General features: G+C 65.3%; 23 protein-coding genes. 12 read left to right on the top strand and 11 right to left on the bottom strand.

Annotated features, from left to right (window positions below):
• Positions 1 to 371, top strand: a 371-nt coding sequence (locus tag ACN0V4_RS05740) for a hypothetical protein (RefSeq protein ID WP_417673906.1), incomplete at its 5' end; no start/stop codon positions are given.
• A 204-nt stretch (positions 372 to 575) separates the two neighbouring features.
• Here the strand turns inward: ACN0V4_RS05740 and map are convergent.
• Entirely contained in the window at positions 576 to 1,325 is a 750-nt protein-coding gene (gene map, locus ACN0V4_RS05735) for a type I methionyl aminopeptidase (protein ID WP_417673904.1), read from the bottom strand.
• 204 nt (positions 1,326 to 1,529) lie between these two features.
• On the bottom strand, positions 1,530 to 2,474 hold the full coding sequence (locus ACN0V4_RS05730) for a bifunctional helix-turn-helix transcriptional regulator/GNAT family N-acetyltransferase (protein ID WP_417673902.1): 945 nt from the start codon (positions 2,472 to 2,474) through the stop codon (positions 1,530 to 1,532).
• A 336-nt stretch (positions 2,475 to 2,810) separates the two neighbouring features.
• Here ACN0V4_RS05730 and ACN0V4_RS05725 point away from each other — a divergent pair, with 336 nt between their 5' ends.
• Positions 2,811 to 3,428 (top strand): trimeric intracellular cation channel family protein, encoded by a 618-nt coding sequence (locus tag ACN0V4_RS05725; protein WP_417673900.1) that lies wholly within the window; start codon positions 2,811 to 2,813, stop codon positions 3,426 to 3,428.
• A gap of 25 nt (positions 3,429 to 3,453) precedes the next feature.
• Here the strand turns inward: ACN0V4_RS05725 and ACN0V4_RS05720 are convergent, their stop codons facing one another.
• From ACN0V4_RS05720 to ACN0V4_RS05710, 3 genes are all read right to left on the bottom strand, one after another.
• The gene (locus ACN0V4_RS05720; RefSeq protein ID WP_417673898.1) at positions 3,454 to 4,599 is read right to left on the bottom strand and encodes a cytochrome-c peroxidase; all 1,146 of its coding nucleotides are present in this window, start codon (positions 4,597 to 4,599) and stop codon (positions 3,454 to 3,456) included.
• A 104-nt stretch (positions 4,600 to 4,703) separates the two neighbouring features.
• On the bottom strand, positions 4,704 to 4,997 hold the full coding sequence (locus ACN0V4_RS05715) for an AzlD family protein (RefSeq protein ID WP_417673896.1): 294 nt from the start codon (positions 4,995 to 4,997) through the stop codon (positions 4,704 to 4,706).
• The gene (locus ACN0V4_RS05710; RefSeq protein ID WP_417673894.1) at positions 4,990 to 5,697 is read right to left on the bottom strand and encodes an AzlC family ABC transporter permease; all 708 of its coding nucleotides are present in this window, start codon (positions 5,695 to 5,697) and stop codon (positions 4,990 to 4,992) included. Before ACN0V4_RS05710 ends, ACN0V4_RS05715 begins: the two co-directional genes overlap by 8 nt.
• 95 nt (positions 5,698 to 5,792) lie before the next feature.
• Here ACN0V4_RS05710 and ACN0V4_RS05705 point away from each other — a divergent pair, with 95 nt between their 5' ends.
• Positions 5,793 to 6,341, top strand: coding sequence for a helix-turn-helix domain-containing protein (locus ACN0V4_RS05705; RefSeq protein WP_417673892.1), 549 nt, complete (start codon positions 5,793 to 5,795; stop codon positions 6,339 to 6,341).
• A 16-nt stretch (positions 6,342 to 6,357) separates the two neighbouring features.
• On the opposite strand, the gene ACN0V4_RS05700 is transcribed toward ACN0V4_RS05705, so the two are convergent.
• Positions 6,358 to 6,948 (bottom strand): lytic transglycosylase domain-containing protein, encoded by a 591-nt coding sequence (locus ACN0V4_RS05700; protein WP_417673890.1) that lies wholly within the window; start codon positions 6,946 to 6,948, stop codon positions 6,358 to 6,360.
• 239 nt (positions 6,949 to 7,187) lie between these two features.
• On the opposite strand from ACN0V4_RS05700, the gene ssb reads away from it, so the two are divergent.
• Both ssb and ACN0V4_RS05690 read left to right on the top strand, forming a co-directional pair.
• Complete coding sequence (gene ssb / locus ACN0V4_RS05695; RefSeq protein WP_417673888.1) at positions 7,188 to 7,730, top strand: single-stranded DNA-binding protein; 543 nt, start codon at positions 7,188 to 7,190, stop codon at positions 7,728 to 7,730.
• Positions 7,731 to 7,802: 72 nt separating this feature from the next.
• Entirely contained in the window at positions 7,803 to 8,873 is a 1,071-nt protein-coding gene (locus tag ACN0V4_RS05690; RefSeq protein ID WP_417673886.1) for a site-2 protease family protein, read from the top strand.
• A 79-nt stretch (positions 8,874 to 8,952) separates the two neighbouring features.
• Here ACN0V4_RS05690 and aroB read toward each other — a convergent pair whose 3' ends face one another.
• The gene (gene aroB, locus ACN0V4_RS05685) at positions 8,953 to 10,065 is read right to left on the bottom strand and encodes a 3-dehydroquinate synthase (protein ID WP_417673884.1); all 1,113 of its coding nucleotides are present in this window, start codon (positions 10,063 to 10,065) and stop codon (positions 8,953 to 8,955) included.
• A 3-nt stretch (positions 10,066 to 10,068) separates the two neighbouring features.
• The gene (locus tag ACN0V4_RS05680) at positions 10,069 to 10,677 is read right to left on the bottom strand and encodes a shikimate kinase (protein ID WP_417673882.1); all 609 of its coding nucleotides are present in this window, start codon (positions 10,675 to 10,677) and stop codon (positions 10,069 to 10,071) included.
• An 82-nt stretch (positions 10,678 to 10,759) separates the two neighbouring features.
• Between ACN0V4_RS05680 and ACN0V4_RS05675 the strand changes: the two genes are divergently transcribed.
• From ACN0V4_RS05675 to ACN0V4_RS05655, 5 genes are all read left to right on the top strand, one after another.
• Entirely contained in the window at positions 10,760 to 10,909 is a 150-nt protein-coding gene (locus ACN0V4_RS05675) for a hypothetical protein (RefSeq protein ID WP_417673880.1), read from the top strand.
• Entirely contained in the window at positions 10,899 to 12,449 is a 1,551-nt protein-coding gene (locus ACN0V4_RS05670) for a hypothetical protein (protein ID WP_417673878.1), read from the top strand. Before ACN0V4_RS05675 ends, ACN0V4_RS05670 begins: the two co-directional genes overlap by 11 nt.
• Before the next feature lies 1 nt (position 12,450).
• A complete protein-coding gene (locus ACN0V4_RS05665; protein WP_417673876.1) occupies positions 12,451 to 13,398 on the top strand; it encodes a site-specific tyrosine recombinase XerD in 948 nt (315 codons plus the stop codon).
• A gap of 426 nt (positions 13,399 to 13,824) precedes the next feature.
• On the top strand, positions 13,825 to 15,132 hold the full coding sequence (locus ACN0V4_RS05660) for an HlyC/CorC family transporter (RefSeq protein ID WP_417673874.1): 1,308 nt from the start codon (positions 13,825 to 13,827) through the stop codon (positions 15,130 to 15,132).
• The gene (locus ACN0V4_RS05655; RefSeq protein ID WP_417673872.1) at positions 15,129 to 16,763 is read left to right on the top strand and encodes a hypothetical protein; all 1,635 of its coding nucleotides are present in this window, start codon (positions 15,129 to 15,131) and stop codon (positions 16,761 to 16,763) included. Before ACN0V4_RS05660 ends, ACN0V4_RS05655 begins: the two co-directional genes overlap by 4 nt.
• Here the strand turns inward: ACN0V4_RS05655 and ACN0V4_RS05650 are convergent.
• Positions 16,760 to 18,040, bottom strand: a complete 1,281-nt coding sequence (locus ACN0V4_RS05650; protein ID WP_417673870.1) for a DUF2254 domain-containing protein — start codon at positions 18,038 to 18,040, stop codon at positions 16,760 to 16,762. The two genes, ACN0V4_RS05655 and ACN0V4_RS05650, sit on opposite strands and share 4 nt — an antisense overlap.
• 111 nt (positions 18,041 to 18,151) lie before the next feature.
• Positions 18,152 to 18,715, bottom strand: a complete 564-nt coding sequence (locus ACN0V4_RS05645) for an NADPH-dependent FMN reductase (protein ID WP_417673868.1) — start codon at positions 18,713 to 18,715, stop codon at positions 18,152 to 18,154.
• 185 nt (positions 18,716 to 18,900) lie between these two features.
• Between ACN0V4_RS05645 and ACN0V4_RS05640 the strand changes: the two genes are divergently transcribed.
• Positions 18,901 to 19,281, top strand: coding sequence for a winged helix-turn-helix transcriptional regulator (locus tag ACN0V4_RS05640; RefSeq protein ID WP_417673866.1), 381 nt, complete (start codon positions 18,901 to 18,903; stop codon positions 19,279 to 19,281).
• A 5-nt stretch (positions 19,282 to 19,286) separates the two neighbouring features.
• A complete protein-coding gene (locus ACN0V4_RS05635) occupies positions 19,287 to 19,895 on the top strand; it encodes a nucleotidyltransferase family protein (protein ID WP_417673864.1) in 609 nt (202 codons plus the stop codon).
• Positions 19,896 to 20,020: 125 nt separating this feature from the next.
• Here the strand turns inward: ACN0V4_RS05635 and ACN0V4_RS05630 are convergent, their stop codons facing one another.
• Positions 20,021 to 22,462: a Hint domain-containing protein gene (locus ACN0V4_RS05630; protein WP_417673862.1), complete on the bottom strand. Its 2,442-nt coding sequence runs from the start codon at positions 22,460 to 22,462 to the stop codon at positions 20,021 to 20,023.
• Positions 22,463 to 22,720 lie beyond the last annotated feature (258 nt).

Genomic DNA, 22,720 nt, shown 5'->3' with positions numbered 1-22,720 from the left:
CGCAGCACGCCCATGATCTGGGCTTCGGTAAATCGTGTCTTCTTCATCGCAATCTCCCCGTTCATCCTGCCGAGAAAATTCTACTTCCGCATCCCCTTAACATCGGGGGGGATTACCCTAGTCAGCATGGCTCAACAAAACCGGCTTACGCGTGTTCTCATTCCATCGCCTCATTGCGCGACGGTCGCAACCGAGGGCTAATATTCGTCCGAGACGAAGACGGACAATACAACGGATGGTGTGATGAGTGCGACAAGTTTCTTATGAGTCATGGTGAGGAGTGGAATGACGAGACGGAAGGATTTGCCAAAATTAGTCTACTTTGTGAGTTCTGTTTTGAGCGATTAATTGAGATGAACGAAGTCTCGTAAGAACGGACATTGGTGCGAACGCGGCGAAAGTCGGCAACGTCCGCATCAGCAACACTCGCCGCCGGACTTCGCCGCACCAGGCGTCGGTCGTCCGCTTCGGGGAAGCCGTGCTACAGCGGCGGGACGCATCCGACCTGCGGCAAAAGGCCGAGAGCGCCCGCCGCACAGGGCCCGCGTGACCGCGACGCGGCCCAAGCCAGCCATTCACCCTGGCAGGGTCACGATAACAGGCGCGCCATGGGTCGCGATGACGGTATGTTCATATTGGACCGCGAACGCGCGGGGATCGCTGTAGAGGGTCCAGCCGTCGTCGCCCTCGGCCGCCATCAGGCCGCCTCGGGACAGGAAGGGCTCAACCGTCAGCACCATCCCGTTGTGCATCCGGCGTCTGTCACCGCGCGTGGGCCAGGTTGCGATCTCTTCGGGATACTCGTGCAGCGAACGACCGACACCATGGCTGGCAAGATTGCGGATCAGGCTATAGCCGCGCGCAGAGGCGAAACGCCCGATCGCCTGACCGATCCCGGCCAGCGGCTTGTCGTGGCCGACCTGAGCAATTCCGATCTGCATCGCCCGCTTGCCGTCCTTGCAGAGGCGTTCGAGAGAGGCGCGCACCGGAGGCACCCGAAAGCTCGCCCCCGTATCGGCAAAAAACCCGTCCTTCGCCGCGGAAACATCGATGTTCACCAGATCGCCCCGGGCGATGACCCTGTCACCGGGGATCCCATGCGCGATCTCCTCATTCACGCTGATGCAGGTGGTGCCGGGGAAGTCATAGGTGAGCTTTGGCGCCGATTGGGCGCCTTCGCGGTCGAGAACCTCGCGTCCGATCTCGTCAAGCTCGCGCGTCGTCATCCCAGGTTCGAGCGCATTTGACATAATCTTCAGCGTGTTCGCCACGATCCGGCCGATGACCTTCATGCCATCAAGTTCATCTTCCTTGGTGATCGTCATGACAAAGGCCCTTTCGCTGGGGGGATAAGCGACACCACACTAGCGGCCGCCCGCGAGGTTTGCATCACCTCAATGAGGGCGGGGATTTCGCTGCCGCATCGGCCGAGCGGCAGGGATGGGCCGCCCCTGTCGTTGCAGCGGGTTTGGAGGCCAGATCAGTCCTGCCGCGCAGCCGGGCGGGCGCTTCCAGCCCAACATGCCCCCTCAGGTTTGGCGCCGCACGAACCTCTGCTCCATCACCTCCATGCCCCATTGAGTGCCCGGACGCTCTTCCTCCAGAACAAATCCCTCGGTCTCGTAAAGGTGCCGCGCGGCGTTCAGGCCGCTGAATGTCCACAGATGCGTTTCCGCAAACCCCTGCGCATCGACGAAGTCGAGAGCGGCGCGCAGCAGCTTGCGACCGGCGCCGGAGCCTCTGAGCCCATCGTCCATGATGAACCAGCGCAGATGCGCGACGCCCTCGCCCAAATCCTCGCCGTCGATGGCGATCGAGCCGACAACTTTGTGCCCATGCATCGCCGCCCAAATTGCGTTTCCGGGGCTATCCCGCCGCGCGCAAAACTCGGCGAGTCCCCCCGCAACCACGGCTTCGAATTGCCGCCCGAACCCCGATGCACGTGCGTAATAATGCGCATGCATTTCGATGATCCGGGCGATCAGGCCGGTTTGATACCCCCTGAGAACCTCGACGGTCGGCGCCGATGTCGCGGCGTCTTTCTGCCCGACCAGTGCCCCTGCATAAAGGGTTAGCCCCTCCAATACCGTCCTCTGCTCTGCCGGCTCGAGCTGGCCAAGCGCTTCTGACACCTGGGTCCGAGCAAAGGCGTGTATCGCCGCGACGCGCGCTTGGCCGCTCTCCGTCAGGGACAGAACCTTCACGCGTCCATCATCGGCGGTTTGCCCGATTACATCCCCCGCTTCGATCAGCTTGCGAAGCATCCGACTGACGCTCGACTTGTCGAGATTGAGACGCATCGCAAGGTCACGAGCCGTGAGCCCGCCAAGCTCGATCTCTATCAGCGCATGGACGGCCGAGGGGGACAGATTGGTGCCGGCGAAAGCACCCCCCATGAAACCGAGCTGGCGAACCAGTTGGCGGGAGGCCGTGCGAAGAGAGTCAATCGGAATTGGAGCAGCTTGTTCAAGCATAAGACCGGCACCATACTGGTTGCATGATACAACCATATTGAGATCAGGTGGCCTGTCAACCGGGTCAGCGGCTGCCGCGCAGAGGGCGGCAAGGACAAGATCGGCGCCATTCGATGGCAAAAATCGCTGCGCGATATACAGATGACCGGTTCGGCAACGGTGCGATGCGGCCGACCGCTGGCGACGCGAATGGCAGCTTTGGATCGCAATCAGTCGATCCCGCTGTCTTTGCCGATCCTCGCGCCCCTATTCGGGCAGACCCTGCCCATCCCGCCTTTCGCCTTGGCCTTGAGGCAGCAGTTGCTAGAGTGCGGTACTTTAAGGAGGCATGGCTCGATGGCCGCAGTAACGCTCTTTGGTGCTCTCGATGCGCTTGGCACATTCGTGTTCGGCCTGAGCGGCGCCGTGGTTGCAATCCGCAAGCGGCTGGATCTTTTCGGCATTCTCGTGCTGGCCATGGCCACCGGCGTGGCGGGCGGGATGATCCGCGACCTCTTGCTTGGCGACACGCCTCCGGCGGTCTTCCGGACCGCGCTGCCACTCGGCATAGCCTGCGCCGCCGGCCTTTTCACCTTCTTCTTCGGCGCCGTGCTGGACCGGATGCAACGCCCGGTGATGTTCCTCGATGCCTTGGGGCTTGGCGTTTTCGCGATCGCGGGCTGCGAAAAGGCGCTGTCGCAGGGGCTAACCCCGCCCGGCGCCATCCTGCTCGGCGTCATCACCGCGATCGGGGGCGGGATGCTGCGCGACATGATGGTGTCAGAGGTTCCGCGCGTCCTGCGGGAGGAAGTCTATGCGCTTGCAGCCCTGGCAGGGGCCGCCGCCTATGTCGGCTGCCTTGCCCTTGGATTGTCCGACACGCTCGCGGCCGTGATCGGCGTGACACTCGCGGTGATCCTGCGCCTTGCCAGTGTGCGGTTTGGCTGGCACCTGCCGCGCGCGCCCTGGTTCTGAGAGGCACACCAGCCAGATCGCCGCCCTATTCCAGCAAATCCTCGTACCGCTTGTCGGTCAGCGTCTTCAGGAAGGCCACCAGCGCGTCGATCCGCTTGTCGTCGAGCGCGGGACCGGTCGTCAGCTCGGTCATCGACAGGGTGCCATCCACCTCGGGCGCAGCGAAGGGCTGACCAGTTTCCGGGTTGATCTGCCGGGCAGCGGCTTTCGAGTTGTACTTGTTATAGAACAGCACCACCGTGCGCAGATCCTTGAACACGCCATTGTGCATATAGGGCCCGGTCACCGCCACGTTGCGCAGCGTCGGCACCTTGAACTTGCCGGCCTCGGCCGGGTCGGTCACCTCGGGATTGTCCAGCAGCCCCTGATCGGGCCCGCCCTTGACCGCCGGGTTCGCCGGCACGCCGATATTGTGGTATTGGTAGTTCGAGAAGGTCTCTTCCGGATCCACGGCGCTGCGCTTGAGCTGATGGCAAAGGTTGCAATTGGTGAACTGCTGGGAAAAGAACAGCAGCCGGCCCAGATCCTCTTCCGGCGTCATCTGGTATTCGCCGCGCAGGTAGCGATCGTATTTGCTGTCGAAAGGCGCGAACTCCGGCGTGCGCTCATAGGCAGCGATGGCCTGGGTCATGCCCCTATAGGCGGCCTCCGGATCGTCGAACACACCCTCCCCCACCAGCGCCTTCAGCGCGGCGACGTAATCAGGGTTCTCGCGCAGCCGGTCGACGACCGAGGCGTGATCGGGCATCCCCATCTCGACCGGGTTGACCGGCGGGCCACCGGCCTGATCCTCCAGCGTCGAGGCGCGGCCGTCAAGGAACTGGCCCCCCTCCCATTTGCCATCCTTGGTCAGGTGAAACGGCGGCGTCAGCGCCGCATAGCCGGCGGTCGGCACGTTGCGGGTGCCCAGGGAGTGGCCGTCATCGCCAAGCGCCACGGCACGGCCGACCGGATCGACCTCGCGCGGGTCGACGAAACCCGCATCGGGGGAATGGCAGGTGGAACAGGACATGGTGCGATTCTTCGACAGGTTGGCATCGAAGAACAGCGCCTCCCCCAGCGTTTCCAGCGAGCCATAGAGCGGCGCGCCCGCCTGCGCCACAGGCGCCAAAGCCAAAACCGTCAGCAGCGCCGCGCAGCTCGCACGCCGGGCCTGTTTCGCAATCGTCATGTTCCGAGTCCCCTTTTGGGTGCCTTTTAACAGACTGATATAGTCAGGAATTGATCTGGCGCAAATCCGCAAAACGCCATGGAACACGAGGTCGTGAAAACGGCTCAGACCAGGGTGCGGGCCAGGCAGACCGCCGCGATCCCCACCAACATGGTCAAGGGCAGCGACCGGGTGAGCATCGCCACCAGGGCACAGAGCGCCGCCGCCGTCCATTCCGCCGGCCCCGCCTGCACCAGCAACACCGCCAGCAGCGCCGCGATCAGGCAGCCCGGCAGGGCGTTCAGCCCGCGCGCCCAGGGGCCGGAGGCGGGCAAGGCGCTGCCCAGCAGATAACCGCCCAGCCGGATGGCGAAGGTTCCGACCGCGAGCCCGAGCGTTACCGACAGCGGATCAGCCATGCGCCCCACCCCGAACCGCCGCCAGCGCGGCGCCCGCCAGCCCGCCGGCGATCAGCGCCCAGGAGGGATCAACGGGCAGCACCAGCGCCACGCTCAGCGCCGTCAGGATCGACAGGGCCCAGGGCGCCAGATCGGCCCGCCCGCGCCAGAGGTTGCGCAGCAGCAGGATGAAGGCGGCGGTAAAGGCGAAATCCAGCCCGATGGCGGCGAGATCGGGCAGCAGCCCGGCAAAGCCCGCGCCAAGCGTGGTGGAGATCGCCCAGACCGCGATCAGGCTGGTGCCACCGCCAACCAGATACCAATAGCCCGCCTGCCCGCCCCGGCCCCTTGTCGCATGCATCAGCGCCCAATTCTCGTCCGAGGTCAGATGCACCCCCAGCGCGATCTGCCAAAACGGCCGGCCGGCAAGCTCCTCTCGCAGCGAGGCGGTCATCAGCAGGATCCGCAGGTTCAGCGCCAGCCCGGCCAGGATCGCCACCGTCATCCCGGCGCCGGAGGCCAGACGGTCCGCCGCCACGATCTGCGACGAGCCGGCGAAGACCGTCACCCCCATCAACGCGGTGAGCGGAGCGCCGATGCCGACCTGCGCCGCCAGCAGACCGAAGGCCAGACCATAGAGCGCCACCCCCAGCGACAGCGGTGTGATATCGCGCAGCCCGGTGCGGAATTCGGCCCGGGCGGGAACTGGAACGGAGGGCATGGGGCATTTCCCTGGAATCATCGAACAACGTTCGATACAATGAACGGATCAAGATCGTTCGTCAAGACGAACGACAAACCGACAAAGAGAACGACATGACCCCCAGTTCCATCATCGCCGAAGCGATCCGCCGTGAAAGGGATCTCGCACAGCTCAGCCTCTCGGCGCTGGCCGCCAAGGCGGGGCTGGCGAAATCCACCCTGTCGCAGCTCGAGGCCGGGCGCGGCAACCCGAACATCGAAACCCTCTGGGCGATCGCCACCGCGCTGGAGATTCCCTTCAGCGCGCTGTTCGAAAGCGCCCTGGCCCACAGCCATCTGATCCGCGCCGGCGAAGGCGTCGAGATCGCCGCAGGAGAGGCCAATTTCACCACGGTGCTGCTGGACAAATCGCCACCCGATCGCCGCCGCGATCTCTATCGCGTCACGCTGGCGCCGGGGGCGCCGCGCCACTCTGCCCCGCATCCGCGCGGCACGGTGGAACACGCCTTCCTGTGCTCAGGCCGCGTCCGGCTCGGCCCCGAGGGCCAGACCGAGGACATCGGCCCGGGCGATTACTTCCGCTATTGCGCCGATGTCGCGCATAGCTATGAGGCGCTGGAGGGCGCCGCGCTGTTGTTGCTGGTGATGGAAAGCCTGCGCTGAACGCCCGCCCGACGCCTCAGCTGCCCCAGATCTTCTTCACGTAGTTCCGGGTTTCCTCATAAGGCGGCACGCCGCCGTGCTTCTTCACCGCATCCGGCCCGGCGTTATAGGCGGCGAGCGCCAGGCGCCAGGATTTGAACTGCTGGTACTGCCGCGCCAGATAGCGGGCGCCGCCGTCGAGGTTTTCATAGGGATCGGTGGCATCGACCCGCAGCCCCCGCGCGGTTTCGGGCATCAACTGCGCCAGCCCCTGCGCGCCCTTGTGCGACACCGCATTGGGATTCCAGCCGGATTCCTGCTGCACCAACCGCAGGAACAGCTCCTCCGGCACCGCGTGCCGCCGCGCCGCCTCGCGCGCCATGGTCAGATATTCGCCGCGATACTTGCCGCTATAGGGCAACGGCCCGGCGATGCCGTCATTCGAGGATTTGGGCTGCAGCCGGGCCGAGTTGCTGTATTGCTGCGCCGCCCGGCTATCGAGCACCCTGAGCTGGGATTGAAAGAGGTTCTTCTGACTGCGGGTTGCAAACATATCGGCCCGCGCCCCAGTCGCGAACCCGCCCGAAACCCCAAGCGAAATCATTACACCAATGGTGAACCCGCGCATGCCGGCCCTGTCCTGCCTCGTTTCACGTCAGCGGGACTATACAGAAATCCACCCCAAAGGGAAGCTTGCCCGGCCGCAGCCCCCCGCGGCTCTGGCGACGAACCGCCAAAGCCTTGCCTCGCAGCCTGCGACAACCCGGTTTTAACCCCCCCTGAGGTTCTGTAGGGTGACCCGCATCGCGCCCGGACCCGGACCGGAGATTCGGGCGCCTACGACATGTCAAGAAACGAGGGAGTCCCATGGCCGGCTCAGTGAACAAAGTCATTCTTATCGGCAATCTGGGCCGCGATCCCGAGGTGCGCAGTTTCCCCAACGGCGGCAAGGTCTGCAACCTGCGGATCGCCACCTCCGACACCTGGAAAGACCGCAACACCGGCGAGCGGCGGGAAAAGACCGAATGGCATTCGGTCGCCATCTTCAACGAAAACCTCGCCCGTCTGGCCGAACAATACCTGCGCAAGGGCTCGAAGGTCTATGTCGAGGGCAAGCTGGAAACCCGCAAGTGGCAGGATCAGAACGGCCAGGACCGCTATACCACCGAGGTGGTGCTGCGCCCCTTCTCGGGCGAGTTGACCTTCCTTGACGGCCGCGAGGGCGGAACCGGCGGCGGCGCCGGCAGCTATGGCGGCGGCGGCCAGGGCGGTGGCTATGGTGGTGGTGCCGGCGGCTACGGTGGCGGCTATGACAGCGGCCCCGCCGGCGATCCCTATGGCGGCGCCCCGGCGGGCGGCGGGCGCGGCGGCCCCTCGGGCGGCATCGACGACGACGAAATCCCGTTCTGATCGGGACGGCGAACTATCGAACGGGGCACCTGCGAGGGCGCCCCGTTTTCTTTCAAGGGCGAGGCATCAGGCATGAGCTGGTCATTCTCCATCGGCAGGCTGTTCGGATCGGACCTGCGGATCCATGTCACTTTTTTCCTGCTGCTGGCCTGGATCGGCTATGCCGCCTATGTGCAGGGCGGCTGGGCGGCGGCAACGGACAACGTGCTGTTCGTCGTGGCGCTGTTCGCCTGCGTCGTTGCGCATGAATTCGGACACGCGCTGGTTGCCCGGCGGTTCGGCATCCACACGCCCTCGATCACGCTGCTGCCGATCGGCGGCCTGGCGCAGCTTGAGAAGATGCCCGAAAAGCCCGCGCAGGAGATCGCCGTGGCACTGGCGGGACCGGCGGTCAATATCGTGATCTGGGGCGTTCTGGTGGCGCTGGGAGCCAGCAACACGCTCGACCTCACCGCGGATCTCGAAGGCACCCAGGCGTCGTTCCTCGGCCGACTGGCCGCGCTCAACCTGTTTCTGGCGCTGTTCAACCTGATCCCCGCCTTTCCGATGGACGGTGGCCGGGTGTTCCGGGCGCTGTTGTCGCTGGGCATGGACCGGGTCAAGGCGACCCAGGCGGCCGCCATGGCCGGGCAGATCGTGGCCTTTCTGTTCGGCTTCTGGGGACTGAGCGGCGGCAACCCGATCCTGGTGCTGATCGCGGTCTTCATCTTCATGGCGGCAAGCGCTGAAAGCCAGGACGTGGAAATGCGCAGCATCGCCCGCAAGCTCAGGGCGCGGGACGCGATGATCACCAGCTATGAGAGCCTGACGCCCGAGGATACGCTGGACGCCGCCGCCGGCGCGCTGATCCGCACGACGCAGCACGAATTCCCGGTGATCGACCCACAGGGGGCGTTTCACGGCTTTCTCACCCGCGATGCGCTGTTCGCGGCGCTGGCGCATGAGCATCCGCGGACCCAGCCGGTGGCCCAGATCCTGACCAAGGACATCCCCAGCCTGCCGCTCGGCGCCGGGCTCGACAAGGTGTTCGACGCCCTGCATCAGGGGGCGCCCGCGGTGGTGGTGGTCGATGCCAAGGGGCATATGCTGGGCTATATCACCAACGAGAACGTGGGCGAGCTGATGGTGCTGCGGGGGCGCTGACGCCCCGCCATCCCCCAGACCTCAGGCCGCGCCCACACGCAGATGCGGGCCCCGGCCCTTCGGCCTCTGGCCCGGCGTCTCAGCGCCCGGCCAAGGCGTCCTGAAGCAATTTCACCACCGCCTCGCGCGGCACCTCGGAGGTCACGAAGGCCGCGCCGATCCCGCGCGCCAGGATGAAGCGCAACTGGCCGTCGAGCACCTTCTTGTCCTGCGCCATCAGGGTCATCAGCCCTTCGGCATCCGGCAAGGGCCCGGGGATATCGTCCAGATCGGTCTTCATCCCCATCGCCTTGAGATGGGCGCGCACCCGGCTTGGATCTTCCTGTGAACAAAGCCCCAGCCGCGACGACAGCTCAAACGCCAGGGCGCAGCCGATCGCCACGCCTTCGCCATGCAGAAGACGGTCGGAATAGCCGGTGGCGGCCTCAAGCGCATGGCAGAAGGTATGTCCGAGGTTCAACAGCGCGCGGTCGCCCTGCTCGGTCTCGTCGCGGGCAACGATATCGGCCTTCATCTGCACCGAACGGGTCACCGCCCGCACCCGCGCCGCCATGTCGCCCGCCGCCAGCGCCGGGCCTTCGGCCTCGAGCCAGTCGAAGAAGGCGGCATCGCCCAGAAGCCCGTATTTCACCACCTCGCCATAGCCGGCGAGGAAATCGCGCGGCGTCAACGTGCCGAGGATGGCAGTATCGGCCAGCACCAGCGAGGGTTGATGGAAGGCGCCCACCAGGTTCTTGCCCTGCGCGGTGTTTATGCCGGTCTTGCCACCGACCGAACTGTCGACCTGAGCCAGGAGCGAGGTCGGGATCTGCACGAAGCGCACGCCGCGCCGCAGCACCGAGGCCGCGAATCCCGCCAGATCGCCGACCACCCCGCCGCCGAAGGCCACCACCACGTCGCGGCGTTCGACCTTCTGTTCCAGCAGCCATTCCACCGCCCGGGTGAACTGCGGCCAGCCCTTGGTGGACTCCCCCGGCGGCAGCGCCAGCGCCTCCATCTCGATCCCGGCGGCGGCCAAACCGTCGCGCAGCTCGGCAAGATGCAGCGCCGCCACCGTCTCGTCGGTCAGCACGCAGACCCGTTTGCGCTTGATCAGCGGCGCGATGCGCGCGCCCGCCTCGGCGATCAACCCCGGGCCGATCTCCACATCATAGGACCGCTCGCCCAGCTCGACGTGAACGGTATTCTTCATTCTTCAGGCTCCCGCCACCGGTTCCAATACATCGGGACGGGTCGCGAGCGCCTCGATCACCCGGTCAACCACCCCCTCGATCGCGGTCTGCGCATCCGAGCGCACCACCAGATCGGCCTTGGCGTAAAGCGGCACACGCGCCTCGTACAGGCCTTTCAGCGTCGCGCGGGGATCAGCGGTGCGCAGCAAGGGCCGGTGGTCGCGGTTGCGGACCCGATTCCACAGCACGTCGAGATCGGCGTTCAACCAGATCGAGACCCCCTTGTCGGAAATCATTTGCCGATTGGTCTCGGACAGGAAGGCACCGCCACCGGTGGACAGGACGCCGCGCGCCTCTTCCAACAGCCGCTGGATCACCTGACTTTCCTTCTGACGAAAAAACGCCTCTCCATCGCGGGCGAAAATCTCGGGGATAGTCATATTGGCGGCCTCCTCGATCTCGTGATCGCTATCGAGAAACGGCACCCCCAGACGCGCCGCGAGCGCCCGGCCCACAGCGGTCTTGCCGGCGCCCATCATGCCGACCATGACGATGGTTTTCTTCACCCGGCCGCCTGTCGCAACCGCGGTTTCATCCGCTCTGGTGGCGGTGCTATGCTCAATTTCGCTCATTCTTCAGTGAATGACGTGATCTTACGCAAAAGGCCATATATAAGTTGGGAAAAAGCACAGAGGCGAGACCGCGGGGCATCTCATGGGGCGACTGTTCAAGTACCTGTTTTATCTAATTATTTTGGCCGTGATCGGCCTGGTTGGCTATGCTTATCTCGGGCCCTGGTTCGGCGAGGATTTCTCGCCCCCCCTGGCCGAGATCCGGCAACCGGTCACCTTGCATGCAGATTAAACCAGCGCTGTTCGCGGTCTTCTGGCCTGCGGCGGCCCTGGCCCAAGAGCCCCTGTCGGTCATCGACTGGCTGGGCTCCGCCTATAAGGCACCAGCCTCGGGCTATAAGGCACCGGTCTCGGGCGGCTCGGTGCTGCTTGAACCGCCGGTGGCCAAGGCGGCCCTGCGTCCTTCGATCGAAGTCAGCCCGCTGGAAGACGCGCCCGTCGCCACCGGCCTGGTGGCGACCACCGTCACCGGCTTGCCGGTCGATCTGTGGCGCGGCAGCGACCCGCGTCAATTGATCCGCCTGATCACCGATGCGCCGGTCCAGGACAGCCCGGCGATGCAAGCCCTGCTCTATACCCTGCTGCTGGCCGAGAAACTGCCCCCCACCGGCGCCAACGCCGATGAGGCCAACCGACTGATGCTGGCGCAGATCGACCGGCTGATCGTGCTCGGCGCGGTCGATCCGGCACTGGCGCTGGTCGAACAGGCAGGCCCCACCCGCGATGCGGAATTCTTCCGCCGCTGGTTCGACGCCGCCCTGCTGTCCGGTGAAGAGGATCGCCCCTGCGCCGCGCTCCTGGCGGCGCCCTATCTCTCGCCGGATTACGCGGCACTGATCTTTTGCACCGCGCGCAGCGGCGACTGGGAGACCGCGGCGCTGACGCTGGAAACCGTGCGCACACTCGATCTGCTGCCAGCGCCGAAGATCGAGCTGATCGATCGTTTCCTGAACGCCGATCTCTTCGACGGCGCGCCGCCCCTGCCCGCCCCGGAAACCCCCGACCCGCTGACCTTCCGCCTGTACGAGGCGATCGGCGAACGGCTGCCCAGCAGCACCCTGCCCCGTGCCTTCGCCAATGCCGATCTGGGCGATCTGGCCGGCTGGAAGGCGCAGATCGAGGCGGCCGAGCGGCTCACCCGCACCGGCGCGCTCAATCCCAACAAGCTTCTGGGCCTTTATACCGACCGCCGGCCGGCGGCCTCCGGCGGGGTCTGGGACCGGGTGATGGCGGTGCAGCGGTTCGATATCGCCCTGTCCACCGGCAGCGCCGAGGCAGTGACCAAGACCCTGCCCAAGGTCTGGGAACAGATGCGCATGGCCGGGCTTGAGGTGCCTTTCGCGCATCTCTTCGCCGATCGCCTGGCGCCGCTCAAGCTTGCTGGCCAGGCGGAGACCATCGCCTGGAAGATCGAGCTGCTTGGCCCCGATTACGAGGCGTTTTCGCACCATCCCCCCGACAACAGCCGCGACAACACCTTTCTCGCCGCCCTGGCGCAGGGCGATCCCGGCCGCGCCGATGCGCCCGACGATCTGTCCCGCGCGGTCGCCCGCGGGTTTTCCCCCGAAGCCAAGCCGCCGCAGGATCTGGCCGAGGCAATCGACAGCGGCCGGCTGGGCGAAGTCATCCTGCGCTGCATCCTGTCGTTCGACCGCGGTGCCCACGGCAATCCGACCGAGCTGACCGACTCTCTGGCGACGCTGCGCGCGGTGGGGCTGGAGGACACTGCCCGGCGCGCGGCGCTGCAGCTCCTGCTGATCGGGGCGGTCTGAGATGGTGGCACCGGCCGACCAGATGGGCTGGATCGCCACCTTTCTCGACGCGCAGGCGGCGGAACTGGGGGCGGCGACCAACACCCAGCTCGCCTATGGCCGCGATCTGAAGGATTTCGCCCATTGGCTGGGTCGGCGCGGCAGCGATTTCGCCGCGGCCGACCGCGACATGATCGAAAGCTATCTGGTCGATTGCGACGCCCAGGGCCTGTCACGCGCCACCCGCGCCCGACGGCTGTCGGCGATCAAGCAGCTTTACCGCTTCGCCTTCGAGGAGGGCTGGCGCGAAGACAGCCCGGCGATCCAGATCCGAGGCCCCGGCCGCGACAAGCGGCTGCCCAAGACCCTGAGCGTGCCCGATGTCGACCGGCTGCTCGCCGCCGCGCGCGAGGTGGGCCGCACCCCCGCCGACCGGTTGCGCAACACCTGCCTGATGGAGCTGCTCTATGCCACCGGCATGCGGGTGAGCGAGCTGGTCTCGCTGCCCGCCTCGGCGGCGCGGGGCGATCCGCGCATGCTGCTGGTCAAGGGCAAGGGCGGCAAGGAACGGCTGGTGCCGCTGTCGCCGCCGGCCCGCGTCGCGCTGGCGGAGTGGCTGGCCCTGCGCGACGAGATCGAAGAGGAACACCGCCTGAAGGGCGCCCAGCCGTCGCGTTTCCTGTTCCCCTCGCGCGGCGCCTCGGGCTATCTGACCCGCAACCGGTTCTATCTGCTGATCAAGGAGCTTGCGGTTGCCGGCGGGGTCAACCCCGACACCGTCACCCCGCACACCCTGCGCCACGCCTTTGCCACCCACCTTTTGGCCAATGGCGCCGATCTGCGCTCGATCCAGACGCTTCTGGGCCATGCCGATGTCTCGACCACGGAGATCTATACCCATGTGCTCGACGAACGGCTGGCCGAACTGGTGCTGGAGCACCACCCACTGGCGACATCCGCGAAACGCTGACGACCGCCACGACGGCAGGCGCGCGACCATCTTGTCAAGGCCACCGAGGACACACATTCTGCGACCATGCAAATTGACATGAGCCTCTCCCCCCGTGACCTCTCCCACGACATCCGCCTCTCGGCGGCACCGGTCTTCCTGCTGAGCACCATCGCGGCGTGGCTGAACACCCTGTCCCCGCGGCTCGTGCTGCTGTGCCGGGGGCTGACTGCCGCCTCTTCGCCGAGATCTTTATCTGCGTCCGGATCGGGCTGGTGTCGTTGCTCGAATTCGTCCAGAGGGTGCATGCGCAGCCCAGGACCGCGACCTTCTGGACCTGAGACCTCGGCCCCTCGGGCATAGGGCCGGGCCACGGTGCTCTTGAACGTGGCCCGGCCTGGCCCCATAACCAAATGAGATCAAAATTATGCGGCAGATATTCCCCTGATGGAGAGTTCCCCTACCCTTCTCGATAGCGCCTTCTGGCTCACCGCCGGGGCGATCGTGTTGCTGCTGGTGCTGTCGGGCTTCTTTTCCGGTTCCGAAACCGCATTGACCGCCGCCAGCCGCGCCAAGCTGCGGAACCAGGCCGACAAAGGATCACGCGGGGCGCAGCAGGCGCTCGACGTGACCGAGGATAACGAAAGGCTGATCGGCTCGGTCCTGCTGGGCAACAACCTGGTCAACATCCTGGCCGCCTCACTCGCCACCTCGCTCTTCACCAAGGTCTTCGGCCAGAACGGTGTGGCGCTGGCAACGCTGGTGATGACCTTCCTGGTGCTGATCTTCGCCGAAGTTCTGCCCAAGACCTATGCGATCACCAATGCCGAAAAGGCCGCCGCCGCGGTCGCTCCGGCGGTCCGGATCATCGTGCTGGTCTTCTCGCCCGTGGTCTCCGCCGTGCGGATCACCGTGCGCGGGGTGCTGCGCCTGTTCGGCGTGCGCATCGACCCGGACAGCCAGATGCTCGCCGTGCGCGAAGAGATCGCCGGCGCGCTGCAGCTGGGCCATTCCGAAGGCGTGGTCGAAAAGGAGGATCGCGACCGCATCCTCGGCGCGCTCGATCTCGGCGATCGCACCGTCGAGGAGATCATGCTGCACCGCTCCGGCATCGAGATGCTCGATGCCGCCGCCGACCCGCAATATATCTTCGCCCAATGCGTCAACAGCCCGCACACCCGCCTGCCGGTGTTCCGGGACGAGCAGGAGAACATCATCGGCGTGATCCATGCCAAGGATCTGCTGCGTGCGATCTATGCCCGGCTCGACCAGTCGCATGACATGGTCGAGGCCTTCCGCGGCTTTCAGGTCACCGATGTGATCAAGCCGCCCTATTTCGTGCCCGAGACCACCACGCTGGACGACCAGATGCGGCAGTTCCTGCGCCGGCGCACCCATTTCGCCCTGGTGGTCGACGAATACGGCTCGCTTCAGGGGTTGATCACGCTGGAGGACATCCTCGAAGAGATCGTCGGCGAGATCACCGATGAATTCGACGTCGATGGCGACCATCCGGTGCGCAAGACCGAGGATGGCCATTACCTGGTCGACGGTGCGATGACGATCCGCGACCTGAACCGGGCCACTGACTGGCAGCTTCCCGATGAAGAGGCCAATACCGTCGCCGGGCTGGTGATCCACGAGGCGCAGATGATCCCCACCGTGGGGCAGGTATTCTCGTTCCACAACTTCCGCTTCGAGGTGACGGGACGCGAGGGCAACCGGGTGACAAAGCTCAAGATCCGCCCGCTATGAGGCGCAGCTGGGCCGCGCTCACTGGCTGGTTCGACGCCGTTGTGCTCGATCTCGGCCGGCAGATGCGCTGGTCCTTCCTGCCGCCGCTGATGGTCTATTTCGCCTATGGCGCTTCGGGCATCACCTCGGTGGTGGGGACATTCTTCATCAAGGATTACCTCGATGTCTCGGCCGTCTTCCTGGCCGGGCTTGGCTTCTGGGTCGGGCTGCCCTGGGCGCTGAAGATGCCGATGGGCCATCTGGTCGATCTGATGTGGCGCTGGAAATGGCTGCTGGTCTTCATCGGCGCCGGGCTGATCGCGGCGAGCTTCGTGATCATGTTCGGCCTTGCCACCCGGGTGGGCTGGATGCTTGGCGTGATGCCGGTGACTGCCTGGTTCGTGCTGGCCTCGCTGCTTTCGCCGACCGGCTATGTGCTGCAGGACGCGGTGGCCGATGCGCTCTCGGTCGAGGCGGTGCCGAAAGTCGACGAGAGCGGGAAACCGCTCGAAGAAACCACGATCCGGGCGCTCCATACCACCATGCAGACACTCGGCCGGGTGGCGCTGATCGGCGCGCTTTCGGCGGTGGCGGCGCTGAACATCAGCCTTTTCGCCGGCATCGAAACCCTGCCCGAGACCGCCAAGGGCGCGGTCTTTGGCCGGATCTATCTGATGGGGCTGGCGATCCCGGTGATCTCGGTCTCGGGGGTGCTGCTGGCGAAATGGCAACAGCACCGCCAGATCGCGGCAATGATCGCCCAGGGCCTTTCCCGGACGCAGGCCGAGGCGCATTTCGCCCCCGAGGGCGGCGCGGTGAAACCCAATTGGTCCTATTTCATCGGTGGCGGCATCTTCGTGGCGATCTCGGTCACGCTGGGGCTGTCGGAGCTTCCCTATGCGCAGGAGATGATCTTCGCCGGCTCGCTGGCGATCGTGCTCTACCTGATGCGCCAGCTCCTGGCAGTGCTGGAGCCCGCCAAGGCCCGCGCGTTGATCGGCACCGCGATCGTCATCTTCATCTTCCGCGCCACGCCCCTGCCCGGCGCCGGGGCCACCTGGTTCACCATCGACGAACTGGGCTTCGATCCGCAGTTCATCGCGGTGCTGGAGCTGATCACCTCGGTGCTGACGCTGGTCGGGATGTTCGTGCTGCGTCCGCTGATGGCCAATCACAGCATCGTCTATATCGTCGTGCTGCTGAGCCTCGCCGCCGGCCTGCTGTCGCTGCCCAACATCGGCCTGTTCTATGGCATCCAGAACTGGACCGCGCCGCTGACCGGCGGCATCGTCGACGCCCGGTTCATCGCCATTCTCGACACCGCCATGGAAAGCCCGCTGGGTCAGGTGGCAATGATCCCGATGCTGGCCTGGATCGCCCGCAACGCCCCCGACAGCCTCAAGGCCACTTTCTTCGCGGTGATGGCCTCCTTCACCAATCTGGCGCTGTCGGCCAGCAGTCTCGGCACCAAATACCTCAACCAGATTTTCACGGTCACGCGCGAGGTGAAGGCGCCCGACGGCAGCGTGCAGATACCGGCCGACTACAGCCAGCTCGGCCTGCTCTTGATCACCGTCGCGGTGATCGGGCTGGTGGTGCCTCTGATCGCCGCGGCGCTGGTGCAGCGCTCGCGGCTGCACACCACCGATTAGACCTCGGTCGCGGCCTCCTGCCCCCAGCAGCGCTGCCCCATCCGCTCGACATGCTCGCTCAGGGCATCGCGGTCCACCTCATGGGTCAAGGCTTCCATCGCCCGCGTCAACGCCTGCTGCCGGGTGCGGCGGGCGGCCTCGGCCAGATCGGGATCGGGGTGATGCTCCAGCCCGGACAGCCGCGATTGCAACACCATCTGCACCTCGAGCGTGCCGGCCCCGTCGCGGGCGATCAGCCCGAAGGGATCGGACACCAGCGGCGCCGGGTGCAGTGACGGCAGATAGAGGCTCGGGTAGCGTGGCGGCACTGCCGGCCGCTCCTGCGGGGCGAGCCAGCTTTCCAGCACCCGGGTGATCCGGTCGATCATGTCGATCGCGGTGCCGCCATCGTTGACCCCGGGTGACAGCGCCTTCGATCCGATCTCGGCCAGGACATGCAGCCCGAAGCCCGGATCCTGCTCGATATCCCGCATCGAGCCGATCTGGACGTTGCCTGTCACCGCGCTTTCCAGGCTGGGGTCGGTGACCTGGGCAAAGACCTCGCCCCGGCTGACATAGTCGCCGACGCCCTTCAACAGATAGACGGTACCGCCGCAGCCCCTGGCGTGTGCCTCGATCGCGGCGGGAAAGATCCGCTCGACATAGCCCGACCGCGGCGCATGCAGATCACGCACCCCATCGGGCAGCACCAGATCGGGCGTCAGCGCCCGGGCGCCGAGACAGGGCGCCGACATCCGCCCCTGAAACGCCTGCAGCGTCAGATCGGTGATCCGCCCGGCAATGTCCGACAGGCTGCCCATGGTCTGCAACCGCACCATCCAGCGCAGGATCATCACCACCACCAGCACGATCACCGCCAGGGTCATGATGAAAAGCACGACCAGATCGTGTTCGCCAAAGAACTGGGTCGAGCGCAGCACGATGGAGCAGAGCGCATAGACGAAGGCGCCCACGAAGGTGGCCAGAACCATCTGGGTGGCATTGTCGCGCAGCTGGATGCGATGCGCCCGCGGCGTCCATTGCGAAGAGATCGAGCGATAGACCGTCACCATCACCGACAGCGAGAAGGTGGTGACGGCAAGCATCGAGCTGGACAGAATGTCCAGCAGTTGATCTGCCGATTGTGCCCCCACCAGCCGATCCAGCCCCTGCGGCAGGATCGGACCCAACAGCTTGGCGGTCAGCACCGCGATGATGCTGAGAACCGAAATCCCCACCACCCGGAACCAGAGCGTCCGCCGGATCAAATTCCAGCGCAGCAAAAGCGATGTCAGCATACCTGCCCTCCTGCGTCACAGGATGGCCGGGCCAGGCGAGGAGGACAAGCCCGCGACGAAAAAGCCGGCGCAAGATCTGCGCCGGCTTCGGATCTGCAACTGGCCCGTGGCTCAGCCGCGCATCGGCTTCAGCGCCTCGGCCCATTTGGCCAATTCGGTCAGCGCCATGCTCATGCCGTCAGTCATCTGCTCGTTGGGCTCCAGCACGCCGTCCTTGATGAACTGCGGGAAGAAGGGCAGCGGCACCACCTGCGGCAGCGGCATCATCAGCAGGTTCGCCAGCAGCATGCGCAGCTCCTGCGCAGCGCGCAGCCCGCCGGAGACGAAGCCATAGCTGACCGTCGCCGCCGGCTTGTAGCGCCATTCCTGCGACAGGCATTGCAGCGCGTTGACCAGGGCCGCGGGGGGGAAATAGTCATATTCCGGCGTCACGAAGAGGAAGGCGTCGGCGTCATCGACGATCGCGCTCCAGGCCTTGGTGTGCTCATGCTCGTACTGCTTCATCGCCGGGTGGTTCGGCTCGTCCAGCAGCGGCAGGTCGACGGTGGCCAGATCGACCAGCTCGACCTCGAAGCCGCCATGCGCCTTGGCGGCCTTTGCGGCCCAGGCGCCCACAACCGGGGCGGCGCGACCGGGACGAGTGGACCCGATGATGACTTTCAGCTTCAAAGACATTATATTGCGTCCCTTTCTTAATGTTTCAGATCATGCCGAAACTGCCCCTCATGCGCGCAGAAAAACTCGTGCAGAGAGACTTGGTGTAGGAGTGAATCTTTGGTATCAGAAGGATACCAACAATAACGATAAGCTTTTGCTGCATCGCCGCAAGACGGAACCTTTGGGAAACCCTGGTATACCCGATGAAACCACAATCGCTTCCTGCCCATGACCATCCCCGCTGTACCGCCATGCGCACGCTCTTGCACAAGATCTCCAGCAAATGGTCGACGCTGATCGTCACCCATCTGGAGACCGGCCCGAAACGGTTTTCCGAACTGAAACGCGGCATCGGCGGGATCACTCAGAAGTCGCTGACCGCCACCCTGCGCGAACTGGAACGCGACGGGCTGATCGAACGCATCGTGACGCCGGAAATCCCGCCGCGCGTCGATTACATGCTGACCGGGCTGGGGCAGACGCTGCTGCCGCCGCTTCACGCGCTGACCACCTGGGCGGTGGAGAACGAGGCCGAGGTCGCCGGTGCGCGGGCGCGTTTCGACGCGAAAGCGCAACGGGGCTGAGAAACATGGCCGGCGATCTGCCCATCCTGCTGCTCGCCGCCGGCCAGTCGCGCCGGATGCGCGGCCGCGACAAGCTGATGGAGCCCATCGCCGGCCAACCCCTGTTGCGCCGGACGGCCGAGCGGGCGCTGGCCGCCGGCATCGGCCCCTTGCTGGTGACGCTGCCGCCGCCACCGCATCCGCGCTATGCCGCGCTGACTGGCCTGGACCTGAGTGCCATCGCCGTTCCGGAGGCGGCCGAGGGGCTCTCGGCCAGCCTGCGGCGCGGGATCGAAGCCTTGCCGCTAGCCTCTCCGGCGGTGATGATCCTGCTGGCCGACCTGCCCGACCTTACCGCAAACGACCTGAGGATAGTCGCACAATCCTTTGATCCAACATCCAAAAACATGATCTGGCGCGGCGCTTCTGCCGGCATCCCCGGGCATCCGGTCATCCTGTCCCGCGCGCTGTTCCCCGAGCTTCAGGCGCTGGTGGGCGACACCGGCGCCCAGCCGGTGCTGCGACGCCATGCCGAGCGGATGACGCTGGTGCCACTGCCTGAGACCCACGCGCTTTGCGATCTCGATACGCCAGAGGCCTGGGCCGCCTGGCGCGCCGACCATCCGGACGCATGAAAGGCAGGGCCTGGGCCCTGCCTTTCCGATCCGTCCCGCGGTGGGCGGATCATTCGCAACTGCAATAGTATTCCGAAAGGCCATCGCGCAGGTCGCGCCCCCGCGACCTGCCGACGCCCCTTGCGTCAGTGCATCAGCAAGATCGCCTCATGCCGCTTCAGCGACCGCCGCGCCGCCGGATAGCCCACGCCACCGTCGCGACGCTTCAGCTCGGGGAACAGCTCGAGGATCTCCATCCGCTGGGCGCTGTCCATGCCGCCAAGCGTCAGATCGCCGGGCTGGAAGCTTTCGGTCCAGGCGCCATCCGACAGCACGACCTCGTGCTGGTCGAACATGAAGTGGATATAGGTGACGCTGGCGCGCTCCACCCGGTCGATCCCCTTCATCCAGGTCAGATGCTTGGCCGCGACCAGAACCTCGCGCTCCTCGAAATAGAGCGCGTTGCGGTCGCTGGCGATCAGCAGGCGGTGCTGCGGGCTGACCATCATGTCACGCTCCGGCAGGCCGTTCCCCAGCGCGCCCTTGCGGATCAGCACCGGCTGCAGATGTTCGGCCAATTCGGTGCCCGCCAGCTCGCGCCGGCCGATCCAGCGGATTTCCTGCATGCCGTTGTCGCGGGTCATCACCAGATCACCGATCTGCAGATCCTCGACCAGACGCTCGCCCTGAGGCGTGGCGATCCGGGTGCCGGGGGTGAAGCAAGGCACGATCTTTTCGATCTCGTTGAACTGGACGGTGCCGGTGACGTTGCCATGATCATCCAGCAGTTCCATCGTGCCGGAGGTCGAGTCACCATCGGCATCGACGGTTTCAGAGATGATGCGATAGCGTTGGCCGCCCATATAGAGCGTGTCGTAATCGTCGCCGGTGGTGCCGCCGTCGATCACATCGCCATCGGTCACCCCGATAAAGCTGTCGCGACCGGAGCCACCCAGCATGGTGTCGGCGCCTTCGCCCCCGATCAGCCGGTCATCGCCCTCGCCGCCGTCGAGATAATCGTTGTCGATACCGCCATCGAGCGTGTCATTGCCTTCGCCGCCATAGAGGATGTCGTCGTCGTCCTGACCGTAGATGATGTCATTACCGCTACCGCCATAGATGACATCCTTGCCATTGTCGGTCACCGGATCGGGGTCGCCGACGCTGCCGTCATCGGGGATGTTCATGAAATCGGGATAGGAGGGGTTCAGACCGCCATAGATGACATCGTCACCGCCGCCGCCATAGATCTCGTCCGATCCTTCGCCGCCGACGATGAAGTCATCGCCCTCGCCGCCTTCGATATAGTCGTCGTCGAGACCGCCATCGATGGTGTCGTTGCCGTCACCGCCATAGATGACGTCATTGTCGTCACCCGTGATGATGGTGTCATTGCCGGCGCCGCCATAGACGGTGTCACGATCGTCATAGGGATCGCTGTCGGCAGGCACTTCGGGCAGGCCCATGTAAGACGGGAAGCCGCGATCCGGCAGCGGAACGCCGCTGGTCGAAGAGGTGTCGATCACGTCGTCGCCGTCGCCACCATAGACGGTATCACTGCCGTCACCGCCGAAAATCGTATCATTGCCAGCGCCGCCGATCAGCGTGTCGTTGCCGGCCTCGCCATAGATGGTGTCATCCCCGTCGCCGCCATCGAGGTAATCGTCGCCCGGTTCGAGATCAACGTCGGAGGCGCCAGCATCGAAATAGACATCGGTGACGGTGATGCCGGAGTTATCGAGACCGTCTTGGCTGTGACTGATGCTCAGGCTGGAGACCGGCCCCTCGATGGTGACGAGGACCGAGTAAGTGGAGCTGTCGTTTTCTTCATAGCCACCGTTGGAATCCGCGGTATCGGCGCCGGTCACCGTATCGGTGTCGAGCAGCGTCACACCCGAACCGGCGGTCAGCGTCACCTCGACCGGATTGCCGTTGGCGTCGAAGGCCTGCACCTTGACGATGCCGTCGCCATCGACGTCGTTGATCCGGAAGGAGACATTTTCCACCTCGTCCGAGAAGGACAGTTCGTAATCAACGCTATTGCCCTCGCCATTGGTCAGCGAGTCGAGCCCGCTGGTGGTCGAGGCGGCGGTGCCGTCGGTGACGATGCCGTCCACATTCTCGGTCTCGGCCGAGAGCGCGGTATTGGTGCCATAATCCGAAGAGGTGACCGAGAAGGTCACATCGACGCTGCCGGTGTTCTGGGTGAAGCCCGCCTTGAGGGAATCGAAGGGGTCGATCTGGCCGCCGTCATCGGGATCGGGCGCCTCGTCCCATTGGAACACCTCGCGACCGCCGCTGTATTCGGTGCCCGGGGCATCGCTGTCGCCATAGATGGTGTCATTGCCGGCCTGGCCATAGACCTCATCATCCCCGCTGCCGGCATAGACCGTATCGTCGCCCTCGCCCGCCGCGACATAATCGTCGCCGGGACCGGCGTTGACGATATCGTCTTCGGTTCCAGGTGCGGCAGCATCCCCACCGTCGATCACATCGCCTTCGGGATCGCCGGTATAGGCCAGGTCGATACGATTGTCGCCAGCATCGCCATCGACAATGCCGCTGGTGCTCTCGGGGGTAACTGCCATGACTAGTTCTCCTTTTCGGCCCACGCCTAATCGCGGGCCGGACTGACCCAGTTCCGCCTGACCCAAGGACATTCCGAAGGTAACGGGTCGCGCCCCCCGCATTCGGATGCCAGAAAACTGGACGCAGCGGCCCCCAAAACCCCTGCGCAAGACCCGTCTTCCCGAACGGGTTCCCATTTCTGACATCTTCACCGATGCGATCGGGCGGTCATCCCAGTGACCGTTCAGACAGTGCCCCCCAGTAGGCAGGGTAAAATT

Origin of the sequence: Pseudodonghicola sp., from assembly GCF_048268305.1 — a bacterium.
GTDB lineage: Bacteria > Pseudomonadota > Alphaproteobacteria > Rhodobacterales > Rhodobacteraceae > Pseudodonghicola.
The sequence above is the reverse complement of the archived record's forward strand: the minus strand, read 5'-3'. Positions and strand labels throughout refer to the sequence as shown.